A 22,935-nucleotide genomic window follows, 5' to 3' on the forward strand; every position below is an offset into this window, starting at 1 on the left:
TAGCAATGTTTTTTCCTGCGCCTTTGCGCTGAGATTTCACAAAACGAAGGAGACTGTCATGAGCGACACCGCCACACACCCGCACGAACGCAAGGTTTATTACCCCTCCCAGCAAGCCGTGCAGTCCGCCCGCATTTCCGGTATGGACGCCTATCGCGCCCTCTGCGCCGAGGCCGAGGCCGATTACACCGGCTTCTGGGCGCGCATGGCGCGGGAAAACCTGCAATGGCAGCATCCCTTTACCCACGCACTCGACGACAGCCAGGCCCCGTTCTACAAATGGTTCGACGATGGTCGGCTCAATGTGTCCTTCAACTGCCTGGATGTGCACGTGCAGGCCGGCAAGGGCGACAAGACTGCGATCGTGTTCGAGACCGATGACGGCGCCGTCACCCGCGTGAGCTACGCCGAATTGCTCGACAAGGTGGGCCGCTTTGCCAACGCACTCAAATCGCTCGGGGTGAAAAAGGGCGACCGCGTGGTGATCTACATGCCCATGTCGGTTGAGGGCGTGGTGGCCATGCAGGCCTGCGCCCGAATCGGGGCCACGCACTCGGTCGTGTTCGGCGGCTTTTCGGCGCAGTCGCTGCGCGACCGTATCGAAGACGCGGGCGCCGTGCTGGTGATCACCGCCGACGAACAGCGACGCGGCGGCAAATCGCTGCCGCTCAAAGCCATCGTCGACGAGGCCCTGGCGCTCGGCGGCTGCGACACCATCCGACATGTCGTGGTCTATCAGCGAACCGGCGGCAACGTGGCCTTCACCGCCCCCCGCGATCTCTGGATGCACGAACTGTCCGCAGCCCAGAGCCCGGATTGCCCGCCGGTTTGGGTCGAGGCAGAACATCCCCTGTTTCTGCTCTACACCTCCGGCTCCACCGGCAAACCCAAGGGCGTGCAGCATTCCAGCGCGGGTTATCTGCTCTGGGCCAAGCTGACCATGCTCTGGACTTTCGACATCCGCCCGGACGACCTGTTTTGGTGTACCGCCGACATCGGCTGGGTGACCGGGCACAGCTACATCGCCTATGGTCCGCTGGCTTGCGGCGCCACCGAAATCATGTTCGAGGGTGTGCCGACCTTTCCAGACGCCGGACGCTTCTGGAAAATGATCGAGCAACACAAGGTCACCATTTTCTACACCGCGCCCACGGCCATCCGCTCACTCATCAAGGCGGCAGAGACCAACCCCGCCGTGCACCCGCGCAACTACAAGCTCGACAGCCTGCGCTTGCTCGGCACCGTCGGCGAACCCATCAACCCCGCGGCCTGGGAGTGGTATTACGAGCACATCGGCGGCGGTCGCTGCCCTATTGTCGACACCTGGTGGCAGACCGAGACCGGCGGCCACATGATTACCCCGTTGCCCGGCGCGACGCCCATGGTGCCCGGTTCCTGCACTCTGCCACTGCCCGGCATCACCGCCGAAGTGGTGGACGAAACCGGCCACGATGTGCCTTGGGGCACCGGTGGCATTCTGGTCATCAAAAAGCCCTGGCCAGCCATGATCCGCAACATCTGGGGCGATCCCGAACGCTTCAAGAAAAGCTATTACCCAGAAGAACTGGGCGGCTACTACCTGGCAGGCGATGGCGCCATTCGCGACGCCAATGACGGCTACTTCACCATCACCGGCCGCATCGACGACGTGCTCAACGTCTCCGGCCACCGCATGGGCACGATGGAGATCGAATCCGCCCTGGTTTCGCACCCGCTGGTGGCCGAAGCCGCCGTGGTCGGCCGTCCGGATGACATCACTGGCGAAGCCATCTGCGCGTTCGTCGTGCTCAAACGCCCCCGGCCTGAGGGCGAGGAAGCCCTGAAAATCGCGGCCGAACTGCGCAACCATGTGGGCGTGGAAATCGGCCCCATTGCCAAGCCGAAGGACATTCGCTTCGGCGACAACCTGCCCAAGACGCGCTCCGGCAAGATCATGCGTCGCCTCTTGCGTTCTCTGGCCAAGGGAGAGGCTGTCACCCAGGATACCTCTACGCTCGAAAATCCCGCCATCCTCGACCAACTCGGCAAAACGCATTGACCCTGAAGCCCCCAAGCCGGGAGCCCTCGTCTGCTATAGTCGCGGGTTACCGGAGAGATGGATGAGCGGTTTAAGTCGCACGCCTGGAAAGCGTGTAAGGGTTAATAGCCCTTCGGGGGTTCGAATCCCCCTCTCTCCGCCAATGCACTGAACTAAGCCCTTGATTTAACGGGCTTTTTTCTTTTCTGGCTCTGCTCGGTCTTACCGTAGGTCTTACCCGCGTGCAAGGATTGAACGAAAAAGCCCGGCAGAAGCCGGGCTTTTGTTTCTAGCGGAAGCTTGGTTTTTCGGGCGTCCGCAGGTGCGTCAAGGTGCGATTTATGAGGTTCGCGGTGTAACGCTGCAGGTCGAGCGGGATAACCCGTTCTCCGCCCACAACCCGTTCGAGACTCTCGGCTAACTCCCTCGGCAAGTGTGCTCCGCTCCATCCGTCCGTGGCCTCGCTCAGATCGAACCCCTTGTCGGCGATGCGCTCAGCCAATTCGAACCCGGCGCGGTGGACTTCGAGCAGATTTAGGGCCGCATTCACCAGCGCTTCGCGGGCCTGCGCAAAGTCGGGCTGCGCCTTCCGATGTTCTGTTGCCCGGCTGATTTCGCGGTCGATCTTGGTCAAGAGTTTCTGCTGCGCAGATTTCAGAAGCTCCTCTTCGTTGACAAGTTGGCGATATTCACGCCCTAACTCTTCGGGTGCGGGACTTCCGGCCCCAGAGCGAGACGCGGTGGTGTCGCCAGACAGCAGGCGTCGAGTGCGCGCCAAGACGCCGGATTCTTCGTCAGGCGCGCGGGCTCCCATGCATAGCAGATTCCAAGTCTCGTTCCTGCGGGCGGTGGTCTTGGCCAGGCGCGCGCCGATGGCGGCGAGCTCTTCGCGGGCCTCGCGTACGGCAAGGTAATCGCCCACGTTCACATCGAACGAGTTCAGGTCGGTTTCAGGCTGTTTCAAACGAGTTGCTGACATGTTTTTTCTCCAGTGTGTTGCAAAAAAGGCAATACCCCCCCCTCAAAACTCAGCACCATAAAAATCTGACTAGGCGCACGGTCTTGGGGGGAAGGCTTCAAACTTTTGACACCCCCAGGGGGGGGCGGAGCTGTGCAGCCACATGCGGGGGCAGCGTGCTGCCGCCCCGCATCGCCTGAGCGATAAGCCGGGCTTGTTGGTTCACCAAATCGGCAGGCGCACCTCGCGCGGCCAAGCCTTGCAGGTAGGTGCGGGCTTGCGCTTTGGTCGGCTGCGCAAAGCCCCAGGGGGAGTCGGGTTGATGCACTTTCAGGTAACGCATGGCTGCTGCTCGGTTCATGGTTTGCTCCAAATGGCGGGGAAATGGTGCCCCGGAAACCGGCCCGCCGCCGGTTCTCGGAGTGGTGAAAATGAGGACGAAACGCCTAGCCCTTTCGGCTTCTGTGCAAAAAAAAGTGAGGACACTGAGGACAACCGGAAAAACGCTTCTAACTTGTTGATGTTCAAAGGGTTTTCTGTCCTCAGTCGGACTGAGGACAAACCGAAAAAAGCTGAGGACACTGAGGACAAATCTGTCCGCTGACGTTCGCAGAAGAAAAAGCGCCGGGCTTGTGTTGTTACTGGATCAGTGTTTTGGCCTGCCGTTTGCAGCGCGAAAAAAGCTCTGCCGCGCGCCCCGCCGCGCCCGGCGCATCGGCCTGTCGGCTGGGCTTCAATCGTCCTCATATTCAAAAATCGACGGCTTGATGCAATACACCGTCGCCTTGCCAAGACCGGGCAGGCGCGGCCTGCAATCGAACGGGCGGCCCTTGTCCGGTGCCAGGTGCCCGACCTCACGCAGCACTCGCAGCACAGCCCGCACATCGAACCCGGCGCAGACCTCGGTCTTGAAGGTCTCAGGCAAAACGTAATAAGTCCAGCTCTCCACATCGCCCGTGACATCCTTGCTGGCCTTGCGAAACCCGGCCCGGCTCAGGGTGCGCGGAGCGTGGGCGTCATCGGCTCGGTTCCAGTCGGTAAACCGCCCTTCACCGTGCAGCTCAAGGAAGCGGCGCACTTGTGAAAGCATCTGGCGATCTTCGGAATTGCCCAGCCCGCCGCGCGATGCAAGCCAGTTCTGAAAGCACCGCCGGGCGGCGCGTTCGGCCTCGCCTTCAGGCCAGCCGGTCAAGCCCGCTGTGGTCGCCAGTTCGCCCGCAGCGCCCACCACGGCAAAGCGGCGTGCAACCCGGTGAACCTGACCGCTTGCAGCTTCTGGAATCCATTCCACAGCCAGGCGATCCACAGCACTGCGCATGTGCTCGCGCAGGGTGTCAGCGCGGCTGACGATGTGTTCAAGGAAGGCGCGGCCTGCGGTGCCGTGGCAAGCATCGGCGGCTTTGCCAAGGTACAACGCCAGCGCCTGCGGGCTGTCCTTGTCGTGCAGGCGCTCGAATAGCCCCATGCCCACGCCCGCATCGGCGGGCAGATCGACTAGGCGCAATTCCTGCCCGGCTCGCGCGGTTTTGTTCACCGATGCCATGTGCTGCGCAATGCCGACTTCCCCAGCACTCAGCAGCATCAAAAGCCATTGCAAGCGCGGGCGCGGTTGCCCGGTGCGGCTGGCGCGGGCCTTGCCCATGCCATTGCTGAGCATGTAGGAACATTCGCCCACCTCGCGGGCGTCGATCTGCGCAATTTCGTCGAGGATCAGCGTGCGGTCGCAATGCGCCGCCGATGTGCCCTCAATCGCGTTGGACGTGCTGCGCCAGTTCTGCGCATAGGCGGCAGGGCCGTACACCGAAGCGGCAATGCGCAGGGCGGTGGACTTTCCAGAGGACGAAGCGCCCACCAGGTGAAACCCGCCGCCGCCCTCGCCAGAAGGGCGCAGCACCATGCCCGCAAAAGCCGCGCTGATGGCGAACGTCAAGCGGCTGTTGCCCACGGCATAAGACGCCACGCGCTTGCGCCACTGGTCGAGCGTGCCCCGCTGGCGCAAGGTGTTCTCGGTCGCAACTTCGGCTTGAAAAATCAGGCGCTCGCTGGCGTGCCCAATCACTTCATCCGGCAGCACATAGACCCCGCCGGGGTGCCAGCCCACGCGATCCACACAGCGCGCCAGGGCTTCGGGCTGGCGCGTCTGCACATAGGTCGCCAGCAGTTGCCGGGCGCGGGGCGCTGTGCTGATGCGCAGCCCTAATGAGAGCAACACCCCCCTGAATTCCGCGCCGTCTGCGGCGAGCATCTTTGCGGGCGCGGCCCATTGCCGATGATTGCCCGCCGGATCGTCAAACTCCAGCAGAAAGCCCCATTCGCGGCTATCCGCATCACGGGTCTGAGCCGTGACTTCAAGGGGGCTGCAGACCCATAGCGGCGGCTTCGGGCGGCCTTCGCCGTCGAGTTCGGTAAACCATACGCCCGCGCTATCGAGGCGGAAGCGGTCATGCTCAGGGGCTGCTGCTTTGCGGCTCTGCGCCGGGGGTTCGGCTGCGGGCTGCGCCAGCGCCTGCGGAATGGCGGCTTCGATACGGGACTTCACCGCGTCAAGCCCAGCGCTTGCGGCCCAATCGTTGAAGTCCACATTCTGGCCTTCGGGCGCATCGGGCAGCGCCACAAAACCGCCCACTTTGCGCGCGGTGGCCTCTGCGGCGATTCGGCCCGGATTCTTGCCGGTGCGGGCCTCGGTTCCTCGGTCGTTGTCGGCTGCGATCAGCAGCAGCACGCCCGGCCCATAGTGACTGCGCAGGGCGCGCGCCACATGGGCTAGGTTTGAAGTGTCGAAGCAGCAGGCCACAGGCCGCGCGGTGGCCTCATAGACCGTTGCCGCTGTGGCGTAGCCCTCGCACAGCAGCAGCGCCTGCGCGCCTTCGGGGTTGCCAATCCAGTGCAGCAGGCCGGTTTTCTGCCCGCCGGTCAGATAGCGCTTTGTTCCTTCCGACTTGATGGTCTGCAGGTTGCGCAGCTCGCCCTGCAGGCTGCGCATGGGAACCTGCAGCGCCCCGTCTGCCGCAAAGCGCACGCCATGCGCGCCCACGGCCTTGCGGTCGAGGTAGGCGCTGCTGCCGCTCTCGCTGGCCTCGCTGAATCGGCGCTGTGCCGTTCGCGCTGCCTTGGTCTGTGCGGCTTCGCGGGCGGCCTGCTCTTGCTGGTCGCGTTCGGCCCGTTCTGCGGCTTGCGCCTTGAGGGCTTCGGGGCTTGGCGGCGCGGCAGGCTCAGAGCGCTTGAAACCGTGCTGCTGCGCCAAATGGAACAGCGTGCCGATGGTCACGCGGCCCGCAGCTTTGATGCTGCGCCAAGTGTCCCGGGCGGCGGCGGCGTCGTAGCTTTCGCCGGTTGCGCTCCAGGCGTCGAACAGATCGAACCCGGCTGCGCCTAACTCGGACTTCAGCGACATGGCTATCCTGGCCCATTCATCGCGCGGCAGGTCGGGCGGAATGCAGTCCAGGGCCGCGCGGATTTGTTCAGGGGAAGCGCTTCCTCCTCGCATGGCGGCCTTCATCAATGGCCTGGCTTGAATCCAAGCCAGCGTAAACTTTCCGTCTCCAGTCGAAGTAGCGGCCGCGCGCTCGCTGGGTCCTTATGTATTCCAAGGTCAAGGCGTTTCAACTTGCTCCGTAGCCTGTATGTGCGGCCGTCGTGCTCGAATCTGTCCGGAATACTCTTTTCGATGGCGGCGATGGCTGATTCAATCAGCGCGGCCGCATTTGGATAGTTGACGAAATTGTCCCCATCGGCCCAGGAATTTGATTGCAGCGACTCGCACTCGGCTTCGAGTAAATCGCTCGGGTCTTGGCGGCTGCTGCTCATGCGCTTCCCCGGCGTGAGAGGCGGATTCGGTCAGCGATCCAAGCTTGAATTTCCGATTCAGGCCAGGCAGCCGCACGCGGGCCGAGTTTTACGCAGGGCGGAAATTCGCCGGTTTTCAGCCGGGCATAGATGGCCGACTTGCGCAGACCGACAAGGCTTTCAACCTCGGGCAGACGAAGCAAGCGGTCTGCGGACGCTGTAGGGATTTCATGCATTTCAATGATCTCCATGCGGTTGCGATGGAAACCATTGGAGCGACGGCGGCGCACCATGAATAGGGAAAAGAGTTTGCGTTAAATCGTCAGAGACTTTTCCCTAGACAACGCGCCCTAGATCGTTCAGGAAGGCGCTCAGTTCGTCAGAAGGACAGTGAGGATCGAACGCCTTGACGGCTTTGCTCAGGGCTTTGCGTATCGATGCGTCCGAGCGCAGCAGCCCGGCTTCTTCGCAAAGTGCGGACAGTTCCGCAACGCCTGGCCCGGTGTCGGTCAAGGGCGGCGGGCCGTTCATCTCGAATGACTTGAAGTGCACCCAGGCGGCCGCTGCAAAAGCCAGCGCAGGGCGGCCTTGTGCGGGCGGTAGTTGCTCTTCGGCCCGGCGGGCGGATTCGGCCAAGGCGTACAGGTGCCACATCGCCACTTCGTAAGCTTGCGGGCCGTGCGCTTGCTCATGCGCTTCCTCAAGCGCCCACGCTTGCGGGCTGGCCTCTATCTGGCGCTGAAGGTCTTCTATCGCGCTTGCGAGTCTCTTAAGCTCGTCACGGTCTTTCGGCACCCATTCGATCAGACCCCGCGACGATGTGTCGATTTCTCGGATGCGCTGCACCAGTAGATTTCGGGTTGGTTTGTCCATCGCATCCCACATGCGCGCCCTGTCATGGGTGCCCGGCCAATCTGCCCAGGGGCGGCAGACTTTCGGCGGCCAAACCTAGGCCGGGCAAAACTTGTCAGCGCGGCGATGCAGGCCAGTCCGAGAGGTAGTGCAGCAGGTCGTCGTCGCTGAATCGGTCAGACCAGGGCGCTTCTGGATCATCGGGGCGGCTGCCCTCCCAGGCGGTCGAGGTGTAGCCTGCGGCAAAGGCGATCAGTTCGGGCGGTGTAGTGCTTTGCATGGCGGCTCTCTCGATTCAAACGGGCTGATCTTCCGGGCAGGTCTGCGCTTCGGCGGCGTCTTCGGCGGCGTCCATCGCTTTGTTTATCACAACTTCCAGAATGTGGAGGGCTGAAGATAGGCCCGATTCCTCGTGCGATTCAATCAGCATCCGTGCGCCGTCGATCAGGCTTGCAAGCTCTTCAAAGCGCCGTTGTACTTCGACCATGTTCATGACAATTCCCTTCTCTGATGCGCGCCGGGGCCGGGCGCGCGCGGCAGAAACTCTTTCGCGCGGTTGATTCCAGAGAAGCACAGGCAGCAAGGACAGTGCAGAGGATAGATAGATTTGTCCTCAGTGTCCTCACTTTGTCCTCACTTTGTCCTCACTTTGTCCTCAGTTCTCTGAACCCGCCAAAACCCAGCATTCATGCGGCTTGCAGCGGTTTTTTCATTTTGTCCTCAGTGTCCTCAGTCTTTTTTGCTCGCCAAGCCGTTCAGGCCGCGCTTGTCAGCCTGACGATGTTCCCCTTGCCGGTGGTGAAGTCTGCCCAGGCGCGCATCAACTCCCGGCGGCGGTCGAACAGGTCAGAGCGCTGATAGGCGGCCTCCACCTTATCCGCGTTGACGTGCGCCAGCGCCGCCTCGGTCACGCTGCGGGGGTAACTGGTCTGCTCTTCGCACCAGGTGCGGAAGGCGCTGCGGAAGCCGTGCACGGTCACACCCGGCGCGATGGCGTGCAAGGTCTTGTTCACAGCCACATCGGACAGAAGCCCATCGCGTCCGCCGGGAAACACCAGGTCAACGCCGGGCCTGCGCAGCGGCAGCAGGGCCTTGAGAATCGCCACGGCGGGCGCTGACAAGGGAACCCGGTGCGGGCGGGCCGCCTTCATGCGCCGGGCGGGAATCGTCCAGGTTGCCGCGTCGAGGTCGATTTCATCCCACAGTGCACCGCGCGCCTCGCCTGAGCGTGCGCCGGTCAGGATGGTGAACCGCAGGTTCAATGCTGAGATATGCGCCTTGCCTGCAAGCACGGCCATGATGCGGGGCACGTCGGCATATTCGGCAGCGGCGTGATGTTCGCGCGCCGTCACCTTGCGCGGGGCGGGCAGCACCTTGTCAAGCGTGCCCTTCCAGCGTGCCGGGTTGCGTGTGCCGTCGCATAGGCCATGCACGGCGGCATAGTCGAGCACCGCTTCTATGCGGCCTCGCAAGCGCTGCGCCGTCTCGGTCTTGGTGGCCCATATCGGCAGCAGCACGGCCTTGATGTCGGCAAGGGTCACATCAGCGGGCAGCTTCTTGCCGATGGCGGGAAAGGCGTAGTCGCGCAGGGTGTTCGCCCATTGCTGCGCGTGTTTGGCGTTCTTCCAGCCTGCGCGCTTGGCGTCGATCATGTCCAGCGCGCAGTGCTCGAATGTCTTGGTCTGTTCTTCCGGCTCAGGCTGCGCCCGGATCACATCGGCAGGATCAGCGCCAGCAGCCACGGCCTTGCGCATGGCCTCAGCCACTTGGCGGGCTTCGGCAAGGCTGCGGGTGTGCAGCGGCCCTAGCCCGATCTCACGCACCTTGCCTGCGGCCTTGTACCGGAACACCCAGGCGCGTGAATTCGAATCCCTGACGCGCAAGTAAAGGTTGCCGCCGTCGCTGTGGAAACCCGGTGCAGCCGTCTCTACCTTGCGTGGTGCAAGCCGGTTCAATGTCGTCGCCATCTCACTATCTCCGCCAACTTCGCCGGTCTTACCGGCAGTCTTACCCGTTGACGTGGATTTTAGAATACTTCTGCGGATGGTGGCGAACTATGAACTCTGCAAGTGCCTGATTAACAAAGGGAAAAGTGGACTAGTGCGGATGCTGGTGAACGTCAGTTCGGATTTCCCTCTCTCCGCCAGAATTGATCCAAAGTAGTCCCCAAGAGCCCCGCGCAGTTTCTGTGACGGGGCTTTTTCATAGGAGAGCGCGTCCATAATCGTCCCGTTGCATCCGGGGCGATACCACGCCAGCCAGCCGCCAATCGTGGTATCGTCCATGGCATCCAGAAGGGCGATACCATGAGTCTCACCGTGAAGGCTGTCGAGGCAGCCAAGCCGCAGGAGCGGCCCTACAAACTCACCGACGGCGGCGGCCTGTACCTCTTTGTGGCGCCGACCGGGCTGAAGAGCTGGCGCGCCAACTATGCGCAGACCGGCAAACAACGCACGCGGACCTATGGCCGCTACCCGACCATGTCTCTGGCGCAGGCCCGCGTTGCGCATGCGCAAGCCAAGAGTGCGCCGACCGACGCAGCGACCGCCCCGCCACCCGCGAAGGTCGCACCGACGTTCAAGGCGATCGCTGAGCAGTGGCTCAAGATCAAACTTCCCTCCCTCTCCAACGGCAAGCATCAGGGGCAGGTCGCCGGGACGCTGGAGCGCTTCGCGTTCCCCGCGATTGGTTCACTGCCGATCGACCAGATCCCGCGCACGAAGCTCGTCGAGGTGGTGCAGGCCGTGCAGAAAGGTGGCCGTGTGGAAACCGCGCACCGAGTGGCCGGGCGCATCGCCGCGGTGTTCGACTACGCTCAGGACGTGGGCTACATCGAGAGCCACGGTGCTGCCGGTCTGGTGCGGGTGCTGCAGCCGCGCAAGGTGAAAAAGCCGATGGCCAGTATCCCGCCAGGCGAGGCCGGTGCGCTGCTCGCGGCGATCGACGGCTATGAGGAACCGGTTACCCGACTGGGGTTGCAGTTGCTGGCTTTGACCTTCGTGCGCGTCGGCGAGATGCGCGGCATGCGGTGGGCTGAGCTGCGCGAGGACGGCGCGGTCTGGGTGGTTCCTGAGGACCGCATGAAGGCGGGATTGCCGCACGTCGTGCCGCTGTCACAGCAGGCGCGCGCGGTGCTCGAACAACTCCGGGTGTTTACCGGTGACCGCGATCTGGTGCTGGATTCGCCCCTGCGCCCGGGTCATCCGCTTTCTGAGAACACCTTCCTGTTCGCGCTTTACCGACTGGGCTATCGCGGCCGGATGACGGCGCATGGATTCCGGGCGCTGGCGTCCACCGTGCTCAATGAGCAGTCTGGCTTCGCGCATGATGTCATCGAACGCCAGCTCGCGCACCGTGAGACTGACGCGGTTCGCGCGGCGTACAACCGAGCGCAGTATCTCGATCAGCGCAGGGATCTGATGCAGTGGTGGGCGGATTGGTTGGATCGACAGTGGGAATCCGATAAGCCAACCTAAAGTGCTTGAGGTCGCCGAGCCGCACGGGCTGCGGCAGCGTGCCGGGCGCAGCTCATTTCAGACCCCTTCCATAACCGGCAAAACCATGAGCAGCCGTTCGATCGCTTGCCATGGCGCAGGCGAGACGGAAAAACTACAAGCCAACATCAAATTGGTAGGCAGTCCAAAGTCCTCCACCAGTCCGCCGTCGAGCTTGTCGCGCACCCGGCCATCCGCATCACGCCAGACTTTGCGCAGCACGGCAGAGCGTTCTTGGGTGTTCCAGTGGTCACCGATCCAGGCGGCCACGGGCTTGCCGATAGCGGTGGCGAAAGCCGCCTCAAAGACAGACCCGCTATCCGGTTCCACACCCCGGAATGGGCTGAGATTCACCAGCATCCCGTCGCAATCGCGCAGCAGATGCAAGTTGTGCTGATAAATCTGCTCGGCCACCGAAAGCGGCCCTTCCGTATGCACTTCGAGGCCGTCAGTCGGAGCCACCGCTTCCAGCCCCGCATCTGCACAAGCCGCCCGCAGGTGCGCATAGCGCGCATCACGATCCTCAAAGAACAAGTCTGGCCCAGCCAGATAGATCCGTGGTTTTGTCATCGCCGCTTCCCTCCAAACATTCTTGCTGCCAGCCACAGGCCAGCGATCACCACAACCGCCAGCCCAGTCGTCTGCATGACCGTCAGATTCCGCGTGGCCTTGAAAATCACGTCGTAGACCAGCCCATGCACCAGAGAGCTGACGGCCATGTGTCCGATGTCCAGGTGCATCACGTTTCCTCCACCGACTCACCGAGGACCATCACAGCGCCCAGGCTCGACACCGCAGAAATGCAGACATCCCGATGCGGCAGGTGCCCCCAGCGCAAAGAGGCCAGCGCAGCACGGGCGGGGTGCAACGCGACCGCGCTCTGTCCGGCGCTGCGCATGCTGTTCTGCGCCTGATCGAGGCAGCGGATCGCCGCCTCAATGTCAGCAGGAGAAGTCCGCAGGCCGATGCGCGCGAACGCGATCACCCGTTGGGGAAGTTCGAGCAAATCGTTGAGCACGGGGCATCCTCCTGTTCAATCACAGACGCTGAGAGCGCGTGGCCATGCGACGGCGTTTGATCTCCCAGCCCAGCCGCTTGTAGACCGCCCACAACAGACGCCCCAGCGACCAGAGGAGGTGAGACAAGACGATCAGTTTGGCCCAGATCGGCGCCATCCAGAACAGGTGGAAGAGGGCGTAGAGAACAATCATCGCGATGATGAACGTCATTCCGGCGGATTGCATCTGAGTGACCTCGATGGTTAGAACGCGCCCGGCTGGGTTTTCGCATTCATCATTCGCTTGTAGTAAGCGCTGGCGGCTACGTCGCACGCCGGGTCATAGGTTTTGGCCTGTTCTTTGACTGTTGGGTTGAGGTAGCCGTTGTTTGTTTTGCACCAGACGTTTTCGGTCTCGTTTTCTTTCGGGTGCGCAATGAACCAGGCCTCATCGCGGCCGCTAAACGGGCTAGGGCCTGCGGCAGTCGAGGCCGCGGTGATTGGGGAGGACTTCCCACACCCCGCCAAGACCCCCGCGCACAGCAGCACAGCCAACAGCACAGATCGTTTCATCGAAAAACCCCTTCAAGTTGAGATGCAAGTACGAGCCTCGCAAGCCTCCTGAAGCCGCGCAAATCGCTCCAGAAAGGCCTCGGCCCAATGGCGACAGTCGCCCCATGCGCCCGCCGTTTGTTGCGGAAACGGTTCGACCCCGTGGAGTATCGGCCACGGCAGGTTGGTTTTCATGTCAAAAGTCAACAAATCCCGCCGTTCCGTCGCCAGCGCAATACGATCTGCATGTTTCACAAGGTCGTGCCAGTCATTCATCGAATTGCGCAGTCCGAAAGCATCCAGTACGGCAGACTCCGCCTGGTGTTCCAGATCGTTCCAGGATGTGCCCAGCATCGCTTTGATTGGCGTCGGCACGTCGCCAACATAAGCTTCGTGCGCGTCATGCAGCAGCCCGCAGAGCAGGGCTTCTGGCGGTGCTTCCATCGCCTCCAGAATGCGCACGACCAACAGACTGTGCTGCGCGACCGAGTAATGCTCGGCGCTGTGTCCCCCGAAGCGGCAGATCAGCGATAGAGCATGCGCAATGTCCTCAATCCGCACGTCCTGCACCCGCAACGCTCCTGGCGCATAGTCGATGCCCGAACAGGTCAACATATGCGCCATGGCTGCTGCGGCCTCTTTGGGTCGGCTGTCTAGCCAGGCCGAGGCGTCGGCCAAGGCGTCTTCATAGGCGAAGAGGACGGCTTCATCTGCATTTTCTGTGGCGTACTCCGCCAGCGGAAACACCCCGCCGCCAACTTCCCGCTCGTCCTCCAGCAGCCGCAGCCGCCAGCCGCCGCCAAGGTCGGCAGGCCGAGGAACGATTTCATAGTGATAGCGCGTCACAGCCGCACCTCTGCTGTTGGGCTCACAATCACCGTCTGCTGCAGCGCACCCTGTGCGATGCGCTCGGCGCGCGTCAGCAACCCTTGCGCATAGCCGCGCCGGTAGGCTTCACGTCGCCACAAAGCAGCATCCGGCGCGCGCCCGGCGAACCCATCGCGCTCACCGACAAAAACGTAGTCCACAGGGAAGCGGTTGAACATCATGGCGCATCCCCGGCCTGCGCCGCATCCAGATCAGGCCATGCCAGCCCGGCGTCAACCGACGACGCCTGAGCGGTCGCAGGTTTTTCCATCTCCCGCTTGCTCAGCAACAGCAACTCATCGGCAACGACCTCGGTCGTGTACCTTTCCACCCCATCTTTATCGGCCCATTTGCGCGTGCGCAACTGACCCTCGACATAGGCCTGTGTGCCCTTGGAAAGAAAGTCCGCGGCAATCTCGGCAAGCCGTCCAAACAGCACGACCCGCGTCCATTCGGTTTCCTCACGGCGCTCGCCGCCCTTGTCTTTCCAGGTGCGGGACGTAGCAAGTGCGAGGGTGGCAACGGCCACTCCGTCCGCGGTATAGCGCACCTCGGGGTGGCGTCCGAGGTGGCCGATCAGTTGAACCTTGTTGAGAGAGGACATGCTTCACTCCATCGAGGGGATGGAGTGAATAGTAGGCAATGCCTGCTTTCATGTAAATAGGCATTGCCTACTTTTTACAACAGGGTGGCTTGTGGGCCACTCCATACCGAGGCGACATCACGACAAGGCGAAGGGCGTGCCACGGCTCGGCAGGCCGATCGGCAGCTCTCGACCCATTGCAGCCGGTCGTCCCAGCGACCGCTCAACGGCGGGTGCCGGAGTGAACCAGTCGCTCAAAGAAATCCGTCATCGACAGAAGCTCGGCCATAGCAGGCATTGGGCAGAACTCCAAGTGGGGGGCTGCAATCCTGTAATCAGCGGTCATTGGCAGCATCGGCCTCGTGAACGGCGGCTTTGTGCGTCAGCGAATTGGCGATTTAATTCCTGGGACTGTCCAACACCCCGGAGTATCCGGCTTTTGATCGGCGCCAAAAAACGAAGGGAAAACGGATTTTGAATTTTGCTGGGCCGACGACTTATGCCGGACTATGTGGAAGTTCCAAGATCGCCTCCATTCCGCCATCGCGGCGATTCTGCAACGTCAACCGTCCCCCCGCCGCACGCGCGATGTCGCGTGCGATACCGAGGCCAAGGCCGGTGCCGCCGGTTTGACGGCTGCGCGACGCTTCGAGCCGATAGAACGGCTCAAACACCTTTTCCAGTTCTTCCTCCGGAATGCCGGGGCCCTGATCCTGAATGCGCAGTGTCAGGGAGGTAGCGCTATCGTCGACGACGATGAGGGCCCGTTCGCCATATAAAACGGCATTGTCGAGCAGATTCGCTAAGCAACGCTTTATTCGAGCTGGATCCCCAACGAAGGGCTTGTTGGTACGCCCTTGAATCTGCACTTCACGCCCCATCTCTTCTGCGTCGGCCTGCAGACTTTCAAGCAAGGACATGATGTCAATGGGCTGAATATGTTGTGGCTGGTCGAGACCGCGCATGAAATCCAGCGTGTACTTCACCATCTGCTCCATCTCCAGCAGATCCTTCTCGAACCGCGCGCGCACATCGTCATCATCCAGCAGTTCTGCGCGCAAACGCATGCGGGTGATCGGCGTTTTCAGATCGTGCGACATGGCCGAAAAAATGCGCGTCCGATCCGTAATAAATCGAATCAGTTGAGCCTGCATGGTGTTGAACGCGTGTGCAGCGCGCCGTACCTCGGCAGGTCCAGCTTCCGGCAGTGGAGGACGATGGATGTCTTCACCAAGTGATTCAGCGGCCGAGGCCAGGACCGCCAGCGGCCGCGTCATCCACCGCACGGCAACAAAGGAGAGGAACAACACTGACGCCAAGAGTACGAGCAAGGTCAGCAGCAAATGCCAGGGGGGCGCCTGGGCGCCTTGGTGAAGCTGGGTTGTAAAGGCCACCCAGTTTCCATCGTGCAGTTGCACCTGGATCAGGAAGCCGAGTTTTTCCGCCATGAAGGCTTGCATGGAAGACCGGGATGCCTGTGTCATACCCGACATATAGGCCGCCATCGAGGCCATGCCAGGTAGGGGTCGCCGGTGCATGTCGGGGAATCCATTGGCCTCAGAAGGGTTTGCACTGGCCGAGACGATCAGCGGTCTTTCATCCCCGAGTGCGGAATGAAGCGCCTGTGAAAACATCATGGTTTGTGCGCTGCGCATTGCGGCAGCCGTTGTCTTGATGGGTGAGGGCTCCAAGTCCACGACCTGGGGCGGCACGCTCAAGACTTTTGCGATACGGAGCCGCTCCTGATGCGGCATCGAATCCAGAAGTTTGACCACGTCAGCAATGCGTTGCGCAGACTGCATGCCGCTGTTGCGCAGCACCGCTCGGTCGCGCTCGGCGAAGTTAATTGAGGCGCTCAGGAGTTGCGCCAAAATCAAGCCGCTCGAGAGGACGAGCATCATGCGGCCGAACAGCGACGCCGGCAGCAACCGTTTCACGGCTTTCCTTCAACGGGCACTGACAACACATAGCCCATGCCGCGCACCGTCTTGATCAGTACCGGGTCGCGCGGATCATCTCCAAGACGTTGACGCAAGCGACTGACCTGGACATCAATGCTGCGATCGAGCGGGTCGGCCTCCCGGCCTTGCGTGAGATCCACTAGCTGGTCGCGGTTGAGAACCCGGTTGGGATGGCTCAGAAAAATGCGCAACAAGCGGTATTCCGCGCCACTCAGCGTCACGACCACGCCTGCGGGAGAAATCAGATGGCGATGCAGGGTGTTGAGCGTCCAGCCTGCAAAATGGGCCTCGCGCAAATCTTCGGGCTGCAAATTGACGGGCAGGCTGCGAGCGCGTCGCAAGATGACCTTGATGCGGGCGAGCAACTCGCGCGCGCTGAAGGGCTTGGTCAGATAGTCGTCGGCGCCCATCTCCAGCCCGACGACACGATCGGTCTCGTCGCTGCGGGCGGTGAGCATCAACACAGGGATGTCGGATTTGGCGCGGAGCTGGCGACAGAGCGTCAGACCGTCGTCGCCCGGAAGCATTAGATCGAGCACGATCAAGTCGATGCGTGCGGCGACGAGGGCGCGCTCCATGGCCTTGCCGTCGCCCACCGCGGTGACGCGCAGCCCGTTCTTTTGCAAATAGGCGCTCAGCAGATTACGGATCTCGCCATCGTCGTCAACGATCAGGATGTGGTCAGGTGTGTCCATGCCGTGATTTTCAGCGGTCTGCGGCGCGCCTCGTCAAAAACAATGTAACGCAGCATGTCAGCCACAGGTTCGCAGATCATGCGATACAAAACAGCCGCTTTTTGACACGGCCTGCTTACACGTCAGCGTTGAAATGGCTTCCATTGCGATGGCGGTCTATCAGATGTCGCTGCGGGAACGTCCCGCCAACCGTCTACGCATTTTGATCGGAGATCAATCATGAAATGCAACCATAGAACACTGGGTCTTGCCGCCGTCCTCTCACTCGCCGCGATTGGCACCGCCTACGCACAATCCCCTGCCCAACCGCAGCAATACGGCTGCATGCAGGGGGCCGGGCCGGGCATGGGCATGATGGGCGGCCGCGGCATGGCTGCGGGCATGATGGGGCGCGGTGATCCGGCTGCCAGGATGGAAAATCGTCTCGGCGCGATGAAGGCGCAATTGCAGATCACGCCGCAGCAAGAGCCTGCTTGGGACGCCTTTGCGGCACAAGCCAAGAAGCAGTCCGATGCGATGCAGTCCATGCGGACCACCCTGTTTGAGGCAAAGGGCAATGCTCCGGAACGCATGGAGCAACGCACCCAGTCGATGCAAGCGCGCGTGGCAGGCATGGAGACCATGACCGCTGCGATGAAAACGCTCTACGCCGAACTGAGCCCGGCGCAGCAAACCATACTGAATCAGCAGTTTGGCGCGATGCGCGGAACCCGTCGCGGAGCGCCTGCGGGCGCGCAGTAAACCGGAGCCGGACGAGCGCGCGCGATCGCACGGATACAACTCGCCGATTGCGCGTGCAATGCACTGCGGCATGCAGTCGGCGCCAAACACAAAGGAGTACGCATCATGATGGGGTATTGGGGTTGGGGCGCAGGCCCTTGGTTCGGGATGTGGATCATTCCAGTCCTTGTGCTGGGTCTGATTCTCTGGATGATTTTCAGAGGAGGACACGGCGTGTCGCATTGCGGGGACCGGCATTCCAGGCAAGAGTCGGCGCGTGAGGCGCTTGACCGGCGCTATGCGAACGGTGAAATCAGTCGCGAGGACTATCAGCGCATGAAACAGGAGATCAAGTCATGACGTCAACGAAATCGAACCGCATGCCGGGTTCGGCGGATCACCACAAGCCGCCCGATTGGAAGGACGGCAAACTCAGCCGACGCCAGATCATTGTTGGTGCCGTGGCGGGCAGCTCTCTCTGGTTGGCGGGCCGCACGCATGCTCAGGGCATGGGCGGCATGATGATGGGGTCGATGCCGGGCATGGGCCAGGGCGGCATGGCCGGCATGGGTGCAAACACCGCGCGCGGCGCGACAGTGCGGACCGGCGTGTTCACCCGCCCCATGCCCATCCCTGGGCAACTCGGCGGACCGGCTCAGGCGGATGGTAGTCTGGCGTATGCATTGCGGATCGCCCCCGGAACCAGCACCTTGCTCGCGGGTGTGCAGACCCCTACCTGGGGCTATAACGGGGCTTATCTGGGCCCGACGCTGCGCATCCCGCGCGGCAAACGGGTGCGGATCCAGGTTCGCAATGCGCTGAACCAGCCAACAACCACCCATTGGCACGGCGCCCATGTGCCCGGCACGATGGATGGCGGCCCGCAAAGCCTCATCGCGCCGGGGCACTCCATGGATTACGCCTACACCCTGGATCAACCGGGTGCCACGCTTTGGTATCACCCCCACCCGGATGGGCTGACAGGTCCTCACGTCTACGCCGGTATGGCAGGGCTGCTGCTGGTCGATGATGGCGTGGACCGCGCCCTCGGGTTGCCGCATACCTGGGGCGTGGATGACTTTCCCGTGATCGTGCAAGATCGGCGCTTTGGGGCTGATGGCACGCTGCGCTATATGAACAGCATGATGGACCGCATGGGCATGAAGGGCGACCGGTTTTTGGTGAACGGTTGTGAACAGCCCTATGTCAACGTTCCTGCGCAATGGGTGCGGCTGCGTCTGGTCAACGGATCGAATGCGCGCCTCTATAACTTTGCTTTCGCCAGCGGACAGAGTTTTTATGTGGTTGCCAGCGATGCCGGACTTCTGGCTCATCCTGTGGAGAGGCGCAGTTTGCTTCTCGCAGCAGCGGAGCGTGCGGAGATCCTGGTGGATTTGCGCAAACTCCAAGGAAGCACTCTGGTGTTGCGCAGTGACTCGGGCTCCGTTGTTCCAGGGCTGAGCAGCATGCCCATGGACGCTGATCGATTTGATCGCCAGGGGTTCGATCTGCTGCAGCTTCGGGTTGGCGCTCCTGCCGGAAAATCGGGGCGGCTTCCTGATCATCTGGTGGCCATCCCGTCGCTACGCATCGACGCGCCCCAGCGACTGTTCAGCTTGCAGGGAATGCAAGGGATGCAGGGCGCCATGGGAGGCGGGGCAATGGGCGCGATGGGGGGCATGTCGGGGGATCAGGGCATGGGCGCAAACACCGGCCCTGGCGGCATGAGTATGGGCGTGGGCATGGAAAAACTGTTTTCTATCAACCACCAGTTCATGGAGATGTCGGTGATCAATCAGCGCGTGCGCCTGGGCAGCACCGAGGTCTGGCAAGTGAGGAACGAGGGCCATATGGCGCATACCTTCCATGTCCATGGCACGTCGTTTCAGATTCGCGCGCGCGATGGCGTGGCTCCGCCGGAGCATGAGCGAGGCTGGAAAGACGTCGTTCTCGTGCGGCGCAACCAAACGGTCCGCCTGGTTGCCCGATTCGATCAGCCCGCTGGCAAAGACCATCCCTTCATGTACCACTGCCACATCCTGGAGCATGAGGACAATGGCATGATGGGGCAGTTCACAGTGGCATGACATGGGGGACAGATGCAGGTCAGCCTGATTGTGCACAGTCATCGGCAACAACTGGGGCCTGAGCGTCGCTTTCCGGTGCCCGCGAACTGGTGCCCCCGCCCCCTGCAGCCGACCGCTGGGACGATACGTGCAGCCCGAAAGCTGTCCTTCATCCTCTCGGCCGTAGGCGAGTTGGCGCACGCAGGTGCTGACATTTGGCGTCTTGCGCCCGCAACGCAAACGCAATACATTATGAATATGAAGTCCGCCGTTATTCCCCAGATCCGTGTCGAGCCCGAGCTCCGAGCCGAACTCGAGTCCGTGCTCAAACCAGGCGAAACACTAACCGACTTCGTTGAAGCGACCGTGCGAAGTGCCATCGCGTTCAGGCGTGTTCAAACCGCCTTCCACGAGCGCGCTCAGGCTGCGTCGGAGGAGTACCACCGCTCTGGCGTCGCGACGCCGGTCGAGGCAGTCCTTGAGCGGCTGCAAGGCAAGCTTGATGCGAAGCGGACGAAGCTCGGTCGATGAGCTTTGACGTTCAGCTGACGCCGACCGCCGAATCGGACCTGGAGCGTCTCTTCGATTATCTGCTCGAGCGGGCGGAAACCACCGAAGATCTCGACCGCGCACAAGCGGCGATCGATGCGATCAGGGCTGTGATGCAGCGGCAACTTGCACTCACGCCCTACAGTTTTCGCAAGGCAGCCCAGAGTCCAGCCCAGCGGGAGCTGATCATCCCGTTTGGAGGCACTGGGTACGTCGCGCTGTACGAGATCGTCAGTCCTTCGACCGTCGCGGTACTGGCGGTGCGTCATCAGCGCGAAGAGGACTATCACTGATTCGTCAGTGGCCTGCCCATTCGGCGCTTGACGCTCGGAAGCTATCCCTGGCAAACGGCCGGTCATGGCCGACTCCATCCGACGGCGAAGTCGGCCCGAAGAAAGTATCAGATTTCGGTCTGCTCCGCGATGTCGAGCGCATCTTCTACCTCGATACCCAGGTAGCGGACTGTGCTCTCCAGCTTGGTGTGCCCGAGCAGGAGTTGGACAGCGCGCAGATTCTTCGTCTTGCGATAGATGAGCGTTGCCTTGGTGCGCCTCATCGAGTGCGTGCCATAGCTGTGGCCATCGAGGCCGATTTCATTCACCCACCCGTGAACGATACGGGCGTATTGCCGAGTTCCAAGGTGTGGAGATGCATGCATTCGACTCGGGAAGATGTAGTCGTCGCCTCGCAGCTCGGCCATCTTGATCCAAGCTCCGACGGCTTCGCGCGTAGCAGCGGTGATCTCGAACTGCACAGGGTTGCCGGTCTTGTGCTGGACGACGATCGCTCGATTAGCTACAGCGTCGCCGTGGCAGACGTCACGGACGCGTAGGGCGACGAGGTCACTGCCTCGGAGCTTGCTGTCCAAGCCAAGATTGAACAAGGCAAGCTCGCGCGTGCGATGCTCCAGTTGCAGGCGGACCCGGATGGCCCAGATGTCCTTCAATTTGAGCGGTGCCTTCTGCCCGACAACCTTCCCCTTGTTCCATGGGGTGAAGCTCCGAGGGGCTGAATCGTTCGTGTTCATAGCGGTCTCCTGAAAGAACGCCGCCGGCCACAGGCTGGCAGCGCGACCCGACGAGGGTCGCGCGCGCACTTTGCGCCGAAACTCCCAGGACTGCAGTCGGCCACATGCAACCGCTCGGCGACGCGACCACGGGGACGTTCGAACGACCGATGAGCCCTCAAAGCAGCCCCAGGGCCAACGCGTGCTTCTCGGCCTGAGCGGGCACTGGCCCCCGCTTGTAGCAATGGCAGCCAAGGCGTGAACAGCGGTCGCTGAGGTCGTCAGTGTCCTGCGCTGTCGGCGCGGATGCCGATTTGAGCCATGCGCCGTGTTTGCAGTGGGTCGGTTGAGGCGCGCTGAAATTCAAGGTTGACGCCACGCGCATCTCGTTTGCCATGGCTCATTCGCCGATCGGCATGTGGCTCAAATCGGCATCGGTGCCAACACGGATGTCCTCATCAGTCGCGCTAGCTGCGCTAACCTGATGGCAGGAGGGGGTTCTCGATCGAGATGCTTGGCGCCGATCGGCAGTTCGTCCCATCGCGCAGGGATTTGCGGTCCTGAATCGGAGCCAAGACGATGCAACTCAATTCAAATGGTTTGACCATCGGCACCGTCGCCAAGGCGGTCGGTGTCAACGTCGAAACCGTCCGGTTCTACCAGCGCAAGGGCTTGCTGGGCGAACCCGAGCGACCCCAGGGAAGCTTCCGCCATTACGGGCCCGGTGACGTTGCCCGCCTGCGATTCATCAAATCTGCCCAAGGGCTGGGGTTCAGCCTCGACGAGATTGCCGGCCTGCTGCAGCTCGATGACGGCATGCACTGCGATCAGGCGCGTGAGCTCGGTGAACGCAAGCTCCGTGACGTGCGCACCAAGCTCGCCAACCTCAGGCGCATTGAATCGGCGCTGGCCGAGATGATTCGCGCCTGCGCCTGCAGCGATGGCTCCATGTCCTGCCCCCTGATCGACGCACTCCACGGCGAGGTTCACGATCCCTGACCAGTCAGGTTCATGCGGCCGTACGTCGGCTGAACGGCAAAGGCCATGCCGCCTTGTCAACCAAGGCGCGACGCCGCTTGACTCCGTACTTTGGTACGGTTCTACAGTGCCGACATCGTCCATCTCATGGAGTTTCGGCATGTCGCAACCCAGACCCCCTCACTCGCCCGCCGGGCGCGGCGCGCTGTTCGCCGGCGGGCTCGCGGCCATTCTGGCCTCGACCTGCTGCCTGGGCCCGCTGATCCTGCTGTCGCTGGGCATCAGCGGCGCGTGGATCGGCAATCTGACCCTGCTCGAACCGTATCGGCCGATCTTCATCGGCGCCGCCCTCATCGCCCTGTTCTTCGCCTGGCGCCGCCTGTTCAGAGCGCCTGCGGCCTGCAAACCGGGCGAGGTCTGCGCCATTCCCCAGATCAACGCCACCTACCGGCTGCTGTTCTGGATCGTCGCCGCGCTGATTGTCGTGGCGCTGGCTTTTCCCTATGTCGCTCCCCTGTTTTATTGAATCGAAAGGAATCCTCATGAACAAGCTCCTGACTGCTATTGCCGCCGCCTGCGTTTTCAGCGCCCCTGCCTGGGCTGCCGAGCAGACCGTGACCCTCGCCGTGCCGGGCATGACCTGCGGGGTCTGCCCGATCACCGTGCACAAAGCGCTCACCGCCGTTCCTGGCGTGGAAAAAGTGAGTGTGAATGAGGTCAAGAAAGACGCCGTGGTCACCTTCGACGATGCCAAGACCACCGTCAAAACCCTGATCAAAGCCACCACCGATGCGGGCTATCCCTCGACGGTCGTGCAATAAGCCGACCGTGATGAGCCGATCGTGCTTTGCTGT

The 22,935-nt window shown here is 62.1% G+C and carries 30 protein-coding genes and 1 tRNA gene; 11 read left to right on the forward strand and 20 right to left on the reverse strand.

Annotated features, from left to right (window positions below; translation table 11 throughout):
- Positions 1-58 precede the first annotated feature (58 nt).
- Both acs and BIO17B3_RS16380 read left to right on the forward strand, forming a co-directional pair.
- A complete protein-coding gene (gene acs, locus BIO17B3_RS16375; protein ID WP_156054831.1) occupies positions 59-2,038 on the forward strand; it encodes an acetate--CoA ligase in 1,980 nt (659 codons plus the stop codon).
- A 51-nt stretch (positions 2,039-2,089) separates the two neighbouring features.
- Positions 2,090-2,180: transfer RNA gene (locus BIO17B3_RS16380), tRNA-Ser, on the forward strand.
- Between the two features lie 126 nt (positions 2,181-2,306).
- On the opposite strand, the gene BIO17B3_RS16385 is transcribed toward BIO17B3_RS16380, so the two are convergent.
- The 9 genes from BIO17B3_RS16385 to BIO17B3_RS16425 form a co-directional block, all read right to left on the reverse strand.
- Complete coding sequence (locus BIO17B3_RS16385) at positions 2,307-2,996, reverse strand: hypothetical protein (RefSeq protein WP_156054832.1); 690 nt, start codon at positions 2,994-2,996, stop codon at positions 2,307-2,309.
- Between the two features lie 97 nt (positions 2,997-3,093).
- A complete protein-coding gene (locus tag BIO17B3_RS16390; RefSeq protein ID WP_156054833.1) occupies positions 3,094-3,336 on the reverse strand; it encodes a hypothetical protein in 243 nt (80 codons plus the stop codon).
- 372 nt (positions 3,337-3,708) lie between these two features.
- Entirely contained in the window at positions 3,709-6,462 is a 2,754-nt protein-coding gene (locus tag BIO17B3_RS16395; RefSeq protein WP_172978997.1) for a DUF927 domain-containing protein, read from the reverse strand.
- 11 nt (positions 6,463-6,473) lie between these two features.
- Positions 6,474-6,782 (reverse strand): hypothetical protein, encoded by a 309-nt coding sequence (locus BIO17B3_RS16400; RefSeq protein WP_156054835.1) that lies wholly within the window; start codon positions 6,780-6,782, stop codon positions 6,474-6,476.
- Complete coding sequence (locus tag BIO17B3_RS16405) at positions 6,779-7,054, reverse strand: AlpA family transcriptional regulator (RefSeq protein ID WP_232054321.1); 276 nt, start codon at positions 7,052-7,054, stop codon at positions 6,779-6,781. The genes BIO17B3_RS16400 and BIO17B3_RS16405 overlap by 4 nt, the downstream gene beginning before the upstream one ends.
- Positions 7,055-7,097: 43 nt before the next feature.
- Positions 7,098-7,634, reverse strand: coding sequence for a hypothetical protein (locus BIO17B3_RS16410; RefSeq protein ID WP_156054836.1), 537 nt, complete (start codon positions 7,632-7,634; stop codon positions 7,098-7,100).
- Between the two features lie 94 nt (positions 7,635-7,728).
- Complete coding sequence (locus tag BIO17B3_RS16415; RefSeq protein WP_156054837.1) at positions 7,729-7,893, reverse strand: hypothetical protein; 165 nt, start codon at positions 7,891-7,893, stop codon at positions 7,729-7,731.
- Between the two features lie 15 nt (positions 7,894-7,908).
- Positions 7,909-8,106 (reverse strand): hypothetical protein, encoded by a 198-nt coding sequence (locus BIO17B3_RS16420; protein ID WP_156054838.1) that lies wholly within the window; start codon positions 8,104-8,106, stop codon positions 7,909-7,911.
- A gap of 262 nt (positions 8,107-8,368) precedes the next feature.
- Positions 8,369-9,580: a site-specific integrase gene (locus BIO17B3_RS16425; RefSeq protein ID WP_156054839.1), complete on the reverse strand. Its 1,212-nt coding sequence runs from the start codon at positions 9,578-9,580 to the stop codon at positions 8,369-8,371.
- 339 nt (positions 9,581-9,919) lie between these two features.
- Here BIO17B3_RS16425 and BIO17B3_RS16430 point away from each other — a divergent pair, with 339 nt between their 5' ends.
- Positions 9,920-11,089, forward strand: a complete 1,170-nt coding sequence (locus tag BIO17B3_RS16430) for an integrase arm-type DNA-binding domain-containing protein (protein ID WP_156054840.1) — start codon at positions 9,920-9,922, stop codon at positions 11,087-11,089.
- Positions 11,090-11,146: 57 nt separating this feature from the next.
- Here the strand turns inward: BIO17B3_RS16430 and BIO17B3_RS16435 are convergent, their stop codons facing one another.
- The 10 genes from BIO17B3_RS16435 to BIO17B3_RS16480 all read right to left on the reverse strand — a co-directional run bounded on the left by BIO17B3_RS16435 (position 11,147) and on the right by BIO17B3_RS16480 (position 16,762).
- A complete protein-coding gene (locus tag BIO17B3_RS16435; protein ID WP_156054841.1) occupies positions 11,147-11,677 on the reverse strand; it encodes a nucleoside 2-deoxyribosyltransferase in 531 nt (176 codons plus the stop codon).
- Positions 11,674-11,847 carry a hypothetical protein gene (locus BIO17B3_RS16440; protein ID WP_156055613.1) on the reverse strand — a complete coding sequence of 58 codons (174 nt, stop codon included), beginning with the start codon at positions 11,845-11,847 and terminating at the stop codon, positions 11,674-11,676. The genes BIO17B3_RS16435 and BIO17B3_RS16440 overlap by 4 nt, the downstream gene beginning before the upstream one ends.
- Positions 11,847-12,125: a hypothetical protein gene (locus BIO17B3_RS16445; protein WP_013106297.1), complete on the reverse strand. Its 279-nt coding sequence runs from the start codon at positions 12,123-12,125 to the stop codon at positions 11,847-11,849. Before BIO17B3_RS16445 ends, BIO17B3_RS16440 begins: the two co-directional genes overlap by 1 nt.
- Before the next feature lie 19 nt (positions 12,126-12,144).
- Positions 12,145-12,351: a hypothetical protein gene (locus tag BIO17B3_RS16450; RefSeq protein WP_156054843.1), complete on the reverse strand. Its 207-nt coding sequence runs from the start codon at positions 12,349-12,351 to the stop codon at positions 12,145-12,147.
- A 17-nt stretch (positions 12,352-12,368) separates the two neighbouring features.
- Positions 12,369-12,659: a hypothetical protein gene (locus BIO17B3_RS16455; protein WP_232054322.1), complete on the reverse strand. Its 291-nt coding sequence runs from the start codon at positions 12,657-12,659 to the stop codon at positions 12,369-12,371.
- A gap of 30 nt (positions 12,660-12,689) precedes the next feature.
- Positions 12,690-13,502: a hypothetical protein gene (locus tag BIO17B3_RS16460; RefSeq protein ID WP_156054845.1), complete on the reverse strand. Its 813-nt coding sequence runs from the start codon at positions 13,500-13,502 to the stop codon at positions 12,690-12,692.
- Positions 13,499-13,705, reverse strand: coding sequence for a hypothetical protein (locus tag BIO17B3_RS16465; protein WP_156054846.1), 207 nt, complete (start codon positions 13,703-13,705; stop codon positions 13,499-13,501). Before BIO17B3_RS16465 ends, BIO17B3_RS16460 begins: the two co-directional genes overlap by 4 nt.
- Positions 13,702-14,127: a single-stranded DNA-binding protein gene (locus BIO17B3_RS16470; RefSeq protein ID WP_156054847.1), complete on the reverse strand. Its 426-nt coding sequence runs from the start codon at positions 14,125-14,127 to the stop codon at positions 13,702-13,704. The genes BIO17B3_RS16465 and BIO17B3_RS16470 overlap by 4 nt, the downstream gene beginning before the upstream one ends.
- A 476-nt stretch (positions 14,128-14,603) precedes the next feature.
- Entirely contained in the window at positions 14,604-16,043 is a 1,440-nt protein-coding gene (locus tag BIO17B3_RS16475) for an ATP-binding protein (protein ID WP_156053738.1), read from the reverse strand.
- Positions 16,040-16,762: a response regulator gene (locus BIO17B3_RS16480; RefSeq protein WP_013104782.1), complete on the reverse strand. Its 723-nt coding sequence runs from the start codon at positions 16,760-16,762 to the stop codon at positions 16,040-16,042. The genes BIO17B3_RS16475 and BIO17B3_RS16480 overlap by 4 nt, the downstream gene beginning before the upstream one ends.
- Positions 16,763-16,981: 219 nt before the next feature.
- Here BIO17B3_RS16480 and BIO17B3_RS16485 point away from each other — a divergent pair, with 219 nt between their 5' ends.
- The 5 genes from BIO17B3_RS16485 to BIO17B3_RS16505 all read left to right on the forward strand — a co-directional run bounded on the left by BIO17B3_RS16485 (position 16,982) and on the right by BIO17B3_RS16505 (position 20,390).
- On the forward strand, positions 16,982-17,503 hold the full coding sequence (locus BIO17B3_RS16485; RefSeq protein ID WP_156053737.1) for a Spy/CpxP family protein refolding chaperone: 522 nt from the start codon (positions 16,982-16,984) through the stop codon (positions 17,501-17,503).
- A 105-nt stretch (positions 17,504-17,608) separates the two neighbouring features.
- On the forward strand, positions 17,609-17,842 hold the full coding sequence (locus tag BIO17B3_RS16490) for an SHOCT domain-containing protein (protein WP_013104784.1): 234 nt from the start codon (positions 17,609-17,611) through the stop codon (positions 17,840-17,842).
- The gene (locus BIO17B3_RS16495; protein WP_156054848.1) at positions 17,839-19,569 is read left to right on the forward strand and encodes a multicopper oxidase family protein; all 1,731 of its coding nucleotides are present in this window, start codon (positions 17,839-17,841) and stop codon (positions 19,567-19,569) included. Before BIO17B3_RS16490 ends, BIO17B3_RS16495 begins: the two co-directional genes overlap by 4 nt.
- A 237-nt stretch (positions 19,570-19,806) precedes the next feature.
- Entirely contained in the window at positions 19,807-20,079 is a 273-nt protein-coding gene (locus BIO17B3_RS16500) for a YlcI/YnfO family protein (RefSeq protein WP_156054849.1), read from the forward strand.
- Positions 20,076-20,390, forward strand: a complete 315-nt coding sequence (locus BIO17B3_RS16505) for a type II toxin-antitoxin system RelE/ParE family toxin (protein WP_156054850.1) — start codon at positions 20,076-20,078, stop codon at positions 20,388-20,390. Before BIO17B3_RS16500 ends, BIO17B3_RS16505 begins: the two co-directional genes overlap by 4 nt.
- A gap of 107 nt (positions 20,391-20,497) precedes the next feature.
- On the opposite strand, the gene BIO17B3_RS16510 is transcribed toward BIO17B3_RS16505, so the two are convergent.
- Positions 20,498-21,124: a tyrosine-type recombinase/integrase gene (locus tag BIO17B3_RS16510; RefSeq protein ID WP_156054851.1), complete on the reverse strand. Its 627-nt coding sequence runs from the start codon at positions 21,122-21,124 to the stop codon at positions 20,498-20,500.
- Between the two features lie 558 nt (positions 21,125-21,682).
- On the opposite strand from BIO17B3_RS16510, the gene merR reads away from it, so the two are divergent.
- From merR to merP, 3 genes are all read left to right on the forward strand, one after another.
- The gene (gene merR / locus BIO17B3_RS16515; protein WP_156054228.1) at positions 21,683-22,102 is read left to right on the forward strand and encodes an Hg(II)-responsive transcriptional regulator; all 420 of its coding nucleotides are present in this window, start codon (positions 21,683-21,685) and stop codon (positions 22,100-22,102) included.
- A 139-nt stretch (positions 22,103-22,241) separates the two neighbouring features.
- On the forward strand, positions 22,242-22,607 hold the full coding sequence (merT, locus tag BIO17B3_RS16520) for a mercuric ion transporter MerT (RefSeq protein ID WP_156054229.1): 366 nt from the start codon (positions 22,242-22,244) through the stop codon (positions 22,605-22,607).
- A 16-nt stretch (positions 22,608-22,623) separates the two neighbouring features.
- The gene (gene merP, locus BIO17B3_RS16525) at positions 22,624-22,902 is read left to right on the forward strand and encodes a mercury resistance system periplasmic binding protein MerP (RefSeq protein ID WP_156054230.1); all 279 of its coding nucleotides are present in this window, start codon (positions 22,624-22,626) and stop codon (positions 22,900-22,902) included.
- Positions 22,903-22,935 lie beyond the last annotated feature (33 nt).

This window comes from Thiomonas sp. OC7 (genome assembly GCF_900634595.1).
GTDB classification, from domain to species: Bacteria; Pseudomonadota; Gammaproteobacteria; order Burkholderiales; family Burkholderiaceae_C; genus Thiomonas; species Thiomonas arsenitoxydans.

Coding starts and splice junctions, on each gene's coding strand:
- acs (WP_156054831.1), top strand. CDS start 59: ATGAGCGACACCGCCACACACCCGCACGAACGCAAGGTTTATTACCCC.
- BIO17B3_RS16385 (WP_156054832.1), bottom strand. CDS start 2,996: ATGTCAGCAACTCGTTTGAAACAGCCTGAAACCGACCTGAACTCGTTC.
- BIO17B3_RS16390 (WP_156054833.1), bottom strand. CDS start 3,336: ATGAACCGAGCAGCAGCCATGCGTTACCTGAAAGTGCATCAACCCGAC.
- BIO17B3_RS16395 (WP_172978997.1), bottom strand. CDS start 6,462: ATGCGAGGAGGAAGCGCTTCCCCTGAACAAATCCGCGCGGCCCTGGAC.
- BIO17B3_RS16400 (WP_156054835.1), bottom strand. CDS start 6,782: ATGAGCAGCAGCCGCCAAGACCCGAGCGATTTACTCGAAGCCGAGTGC.
- BIO17B3_RS16405 (WP_232054321.1), bottom strand. CDS start 7,054: ATGGTGCGCCGCCGTCGCTCCAATGGTTTCCATCGCAACCGCATGGAG.
- BIO17B3_RS16410 (WP_156054836.1), bottom strand. CDS start 7,634: ATGGACAAACCAACCCGAAATCTACTGGTGCAGCGCATCCGAGAAATC.
- BIO17B3_RS16415 (WP_156054837.1), bottom strand. CDS start 7,893: ATGCAAAGCACTACACCGCCCGAACTGATCGCCTTTGCCGCAGGCTAC.
- BIO17B3_RS16420 (WP_156054838.1), bottom strand. CDS start 8,106: ATGAACATGGTCGAAGTACAACGGCGCTTTGAAGAGCTTGCAAGCCTG.
- BIO17B3_RS16425 (WP_156054839.1), bottom strand. CDS start 9,580: ATGGCGACGACATTGAACCGGCTTGCACCACGCAAGGTAGAGACGGCT.
- BIO17B3_RS16430 (WP_156054840.1), top strand. CDS start 9,920: ATGAGTCTCACCGTGAAGGCTGTCGAGGCAGCCAAGCCGCAGGAGCGG.
- BIO17B3_RS16435 (WP_156054841.1), bottom strand. CDS start 11,677: ATGACAAAACCACGGATCTATCTGGCTGGGCCAGACTTGTTCTTTGAG.
- BIO17B3_RS16440 (WP_156055613.1), bottom strand. CDS start 11,847: ATGCACCTGGACATCGGACACATGGCCGTCAGCTCTCTGGTGCATGGG.
- BIO17B3_RS16450 (WP_156054843.1), bottom strand. CDS start 12,351: ATGCAATCCGCCGGAATGACGTTCATCATCGCGATGATTGTTCTCTAC.
- BIO17B3_RS16465 (WP_156054846.1), bottom strand. CDS start 13,705: ATGATGTTCAACCGCTTCCCTGTGGACTACGTTTTTGTCGGTGAGCGC.
- BIO17B3_RS16470 (WP_156054847.1), bottom strand. CDS start 14,127: ATGTCCTCTCTCAACAAGGTTCAACTGATCGGCCACCTCGGACGCCAC.
- BIO17B3_RS16480 (WP_013104782.1), bottom strand. CDS start 16,762: ATGGACACACCTGACCACATCCTGATCGTTGACGACGATGGCGAGATC.
- BIO17B3_RS16485 (WP_156053737.1), top strand. CDS start 16,982: ATGAAATGCAACCATAGAACACTGGGTCTTGCCGCCGTCCTCTCACTC.
- BIO17B3_RS16490 (WP_013104784.1), top strand. CDS start 17,609: ATGATGGGGTATTGGGGTTGGGGCGCAGGCCCTTGGTTCGGGATGTGG.
- BIO17B3_RS16495 (WP_156054848.1), top strand. CDS start 17,839: ATGACGTCAACGAAATCGAACCGCATGCCGGGTTCGGCGGATCACCAC.
- BIO17B3_RS16500 (WP_156054849.1), top strand. CDS start 19,807: ATGAAGTCCGCCGTTATTCCCCAGATCCGTGTCGAGCCCGAGCTCCGA.
- BIO17B3_RS16505 (WP_156054850.1), top strand. CDS start 20,076: ATGAGCTTTGACGTTCAGCTGACGCCGACCGCCGAATCGGACCTGGAG.
- BIO17B3_RS16510 (WP_156054851.1), bottom strand. CDS start 21,124: ATGAACACGAACGATTCAGCCCCTCGGAGCTTCACCCCATGGAACAAG.
- merR (WP_156054228.1), top strand. CDS start 21,683: ATGCAACTCAATTCAAATGGTTTGACCATCGGCACCGTCGCCAAGGCG.
- merT (WP_156054229.1), top strand. CDS start 22,242: ATGTCGCAACCCAGACCCCCTCACTCGCCCGCCGGGCGCGGCGCGCTG.
- merP (WP_156054230.1), top strand. CDS start 22,624: ATGAACAAGCTCCTGACTGCTATTGCCGCCGCCTGCGTTTTCAGCGCC.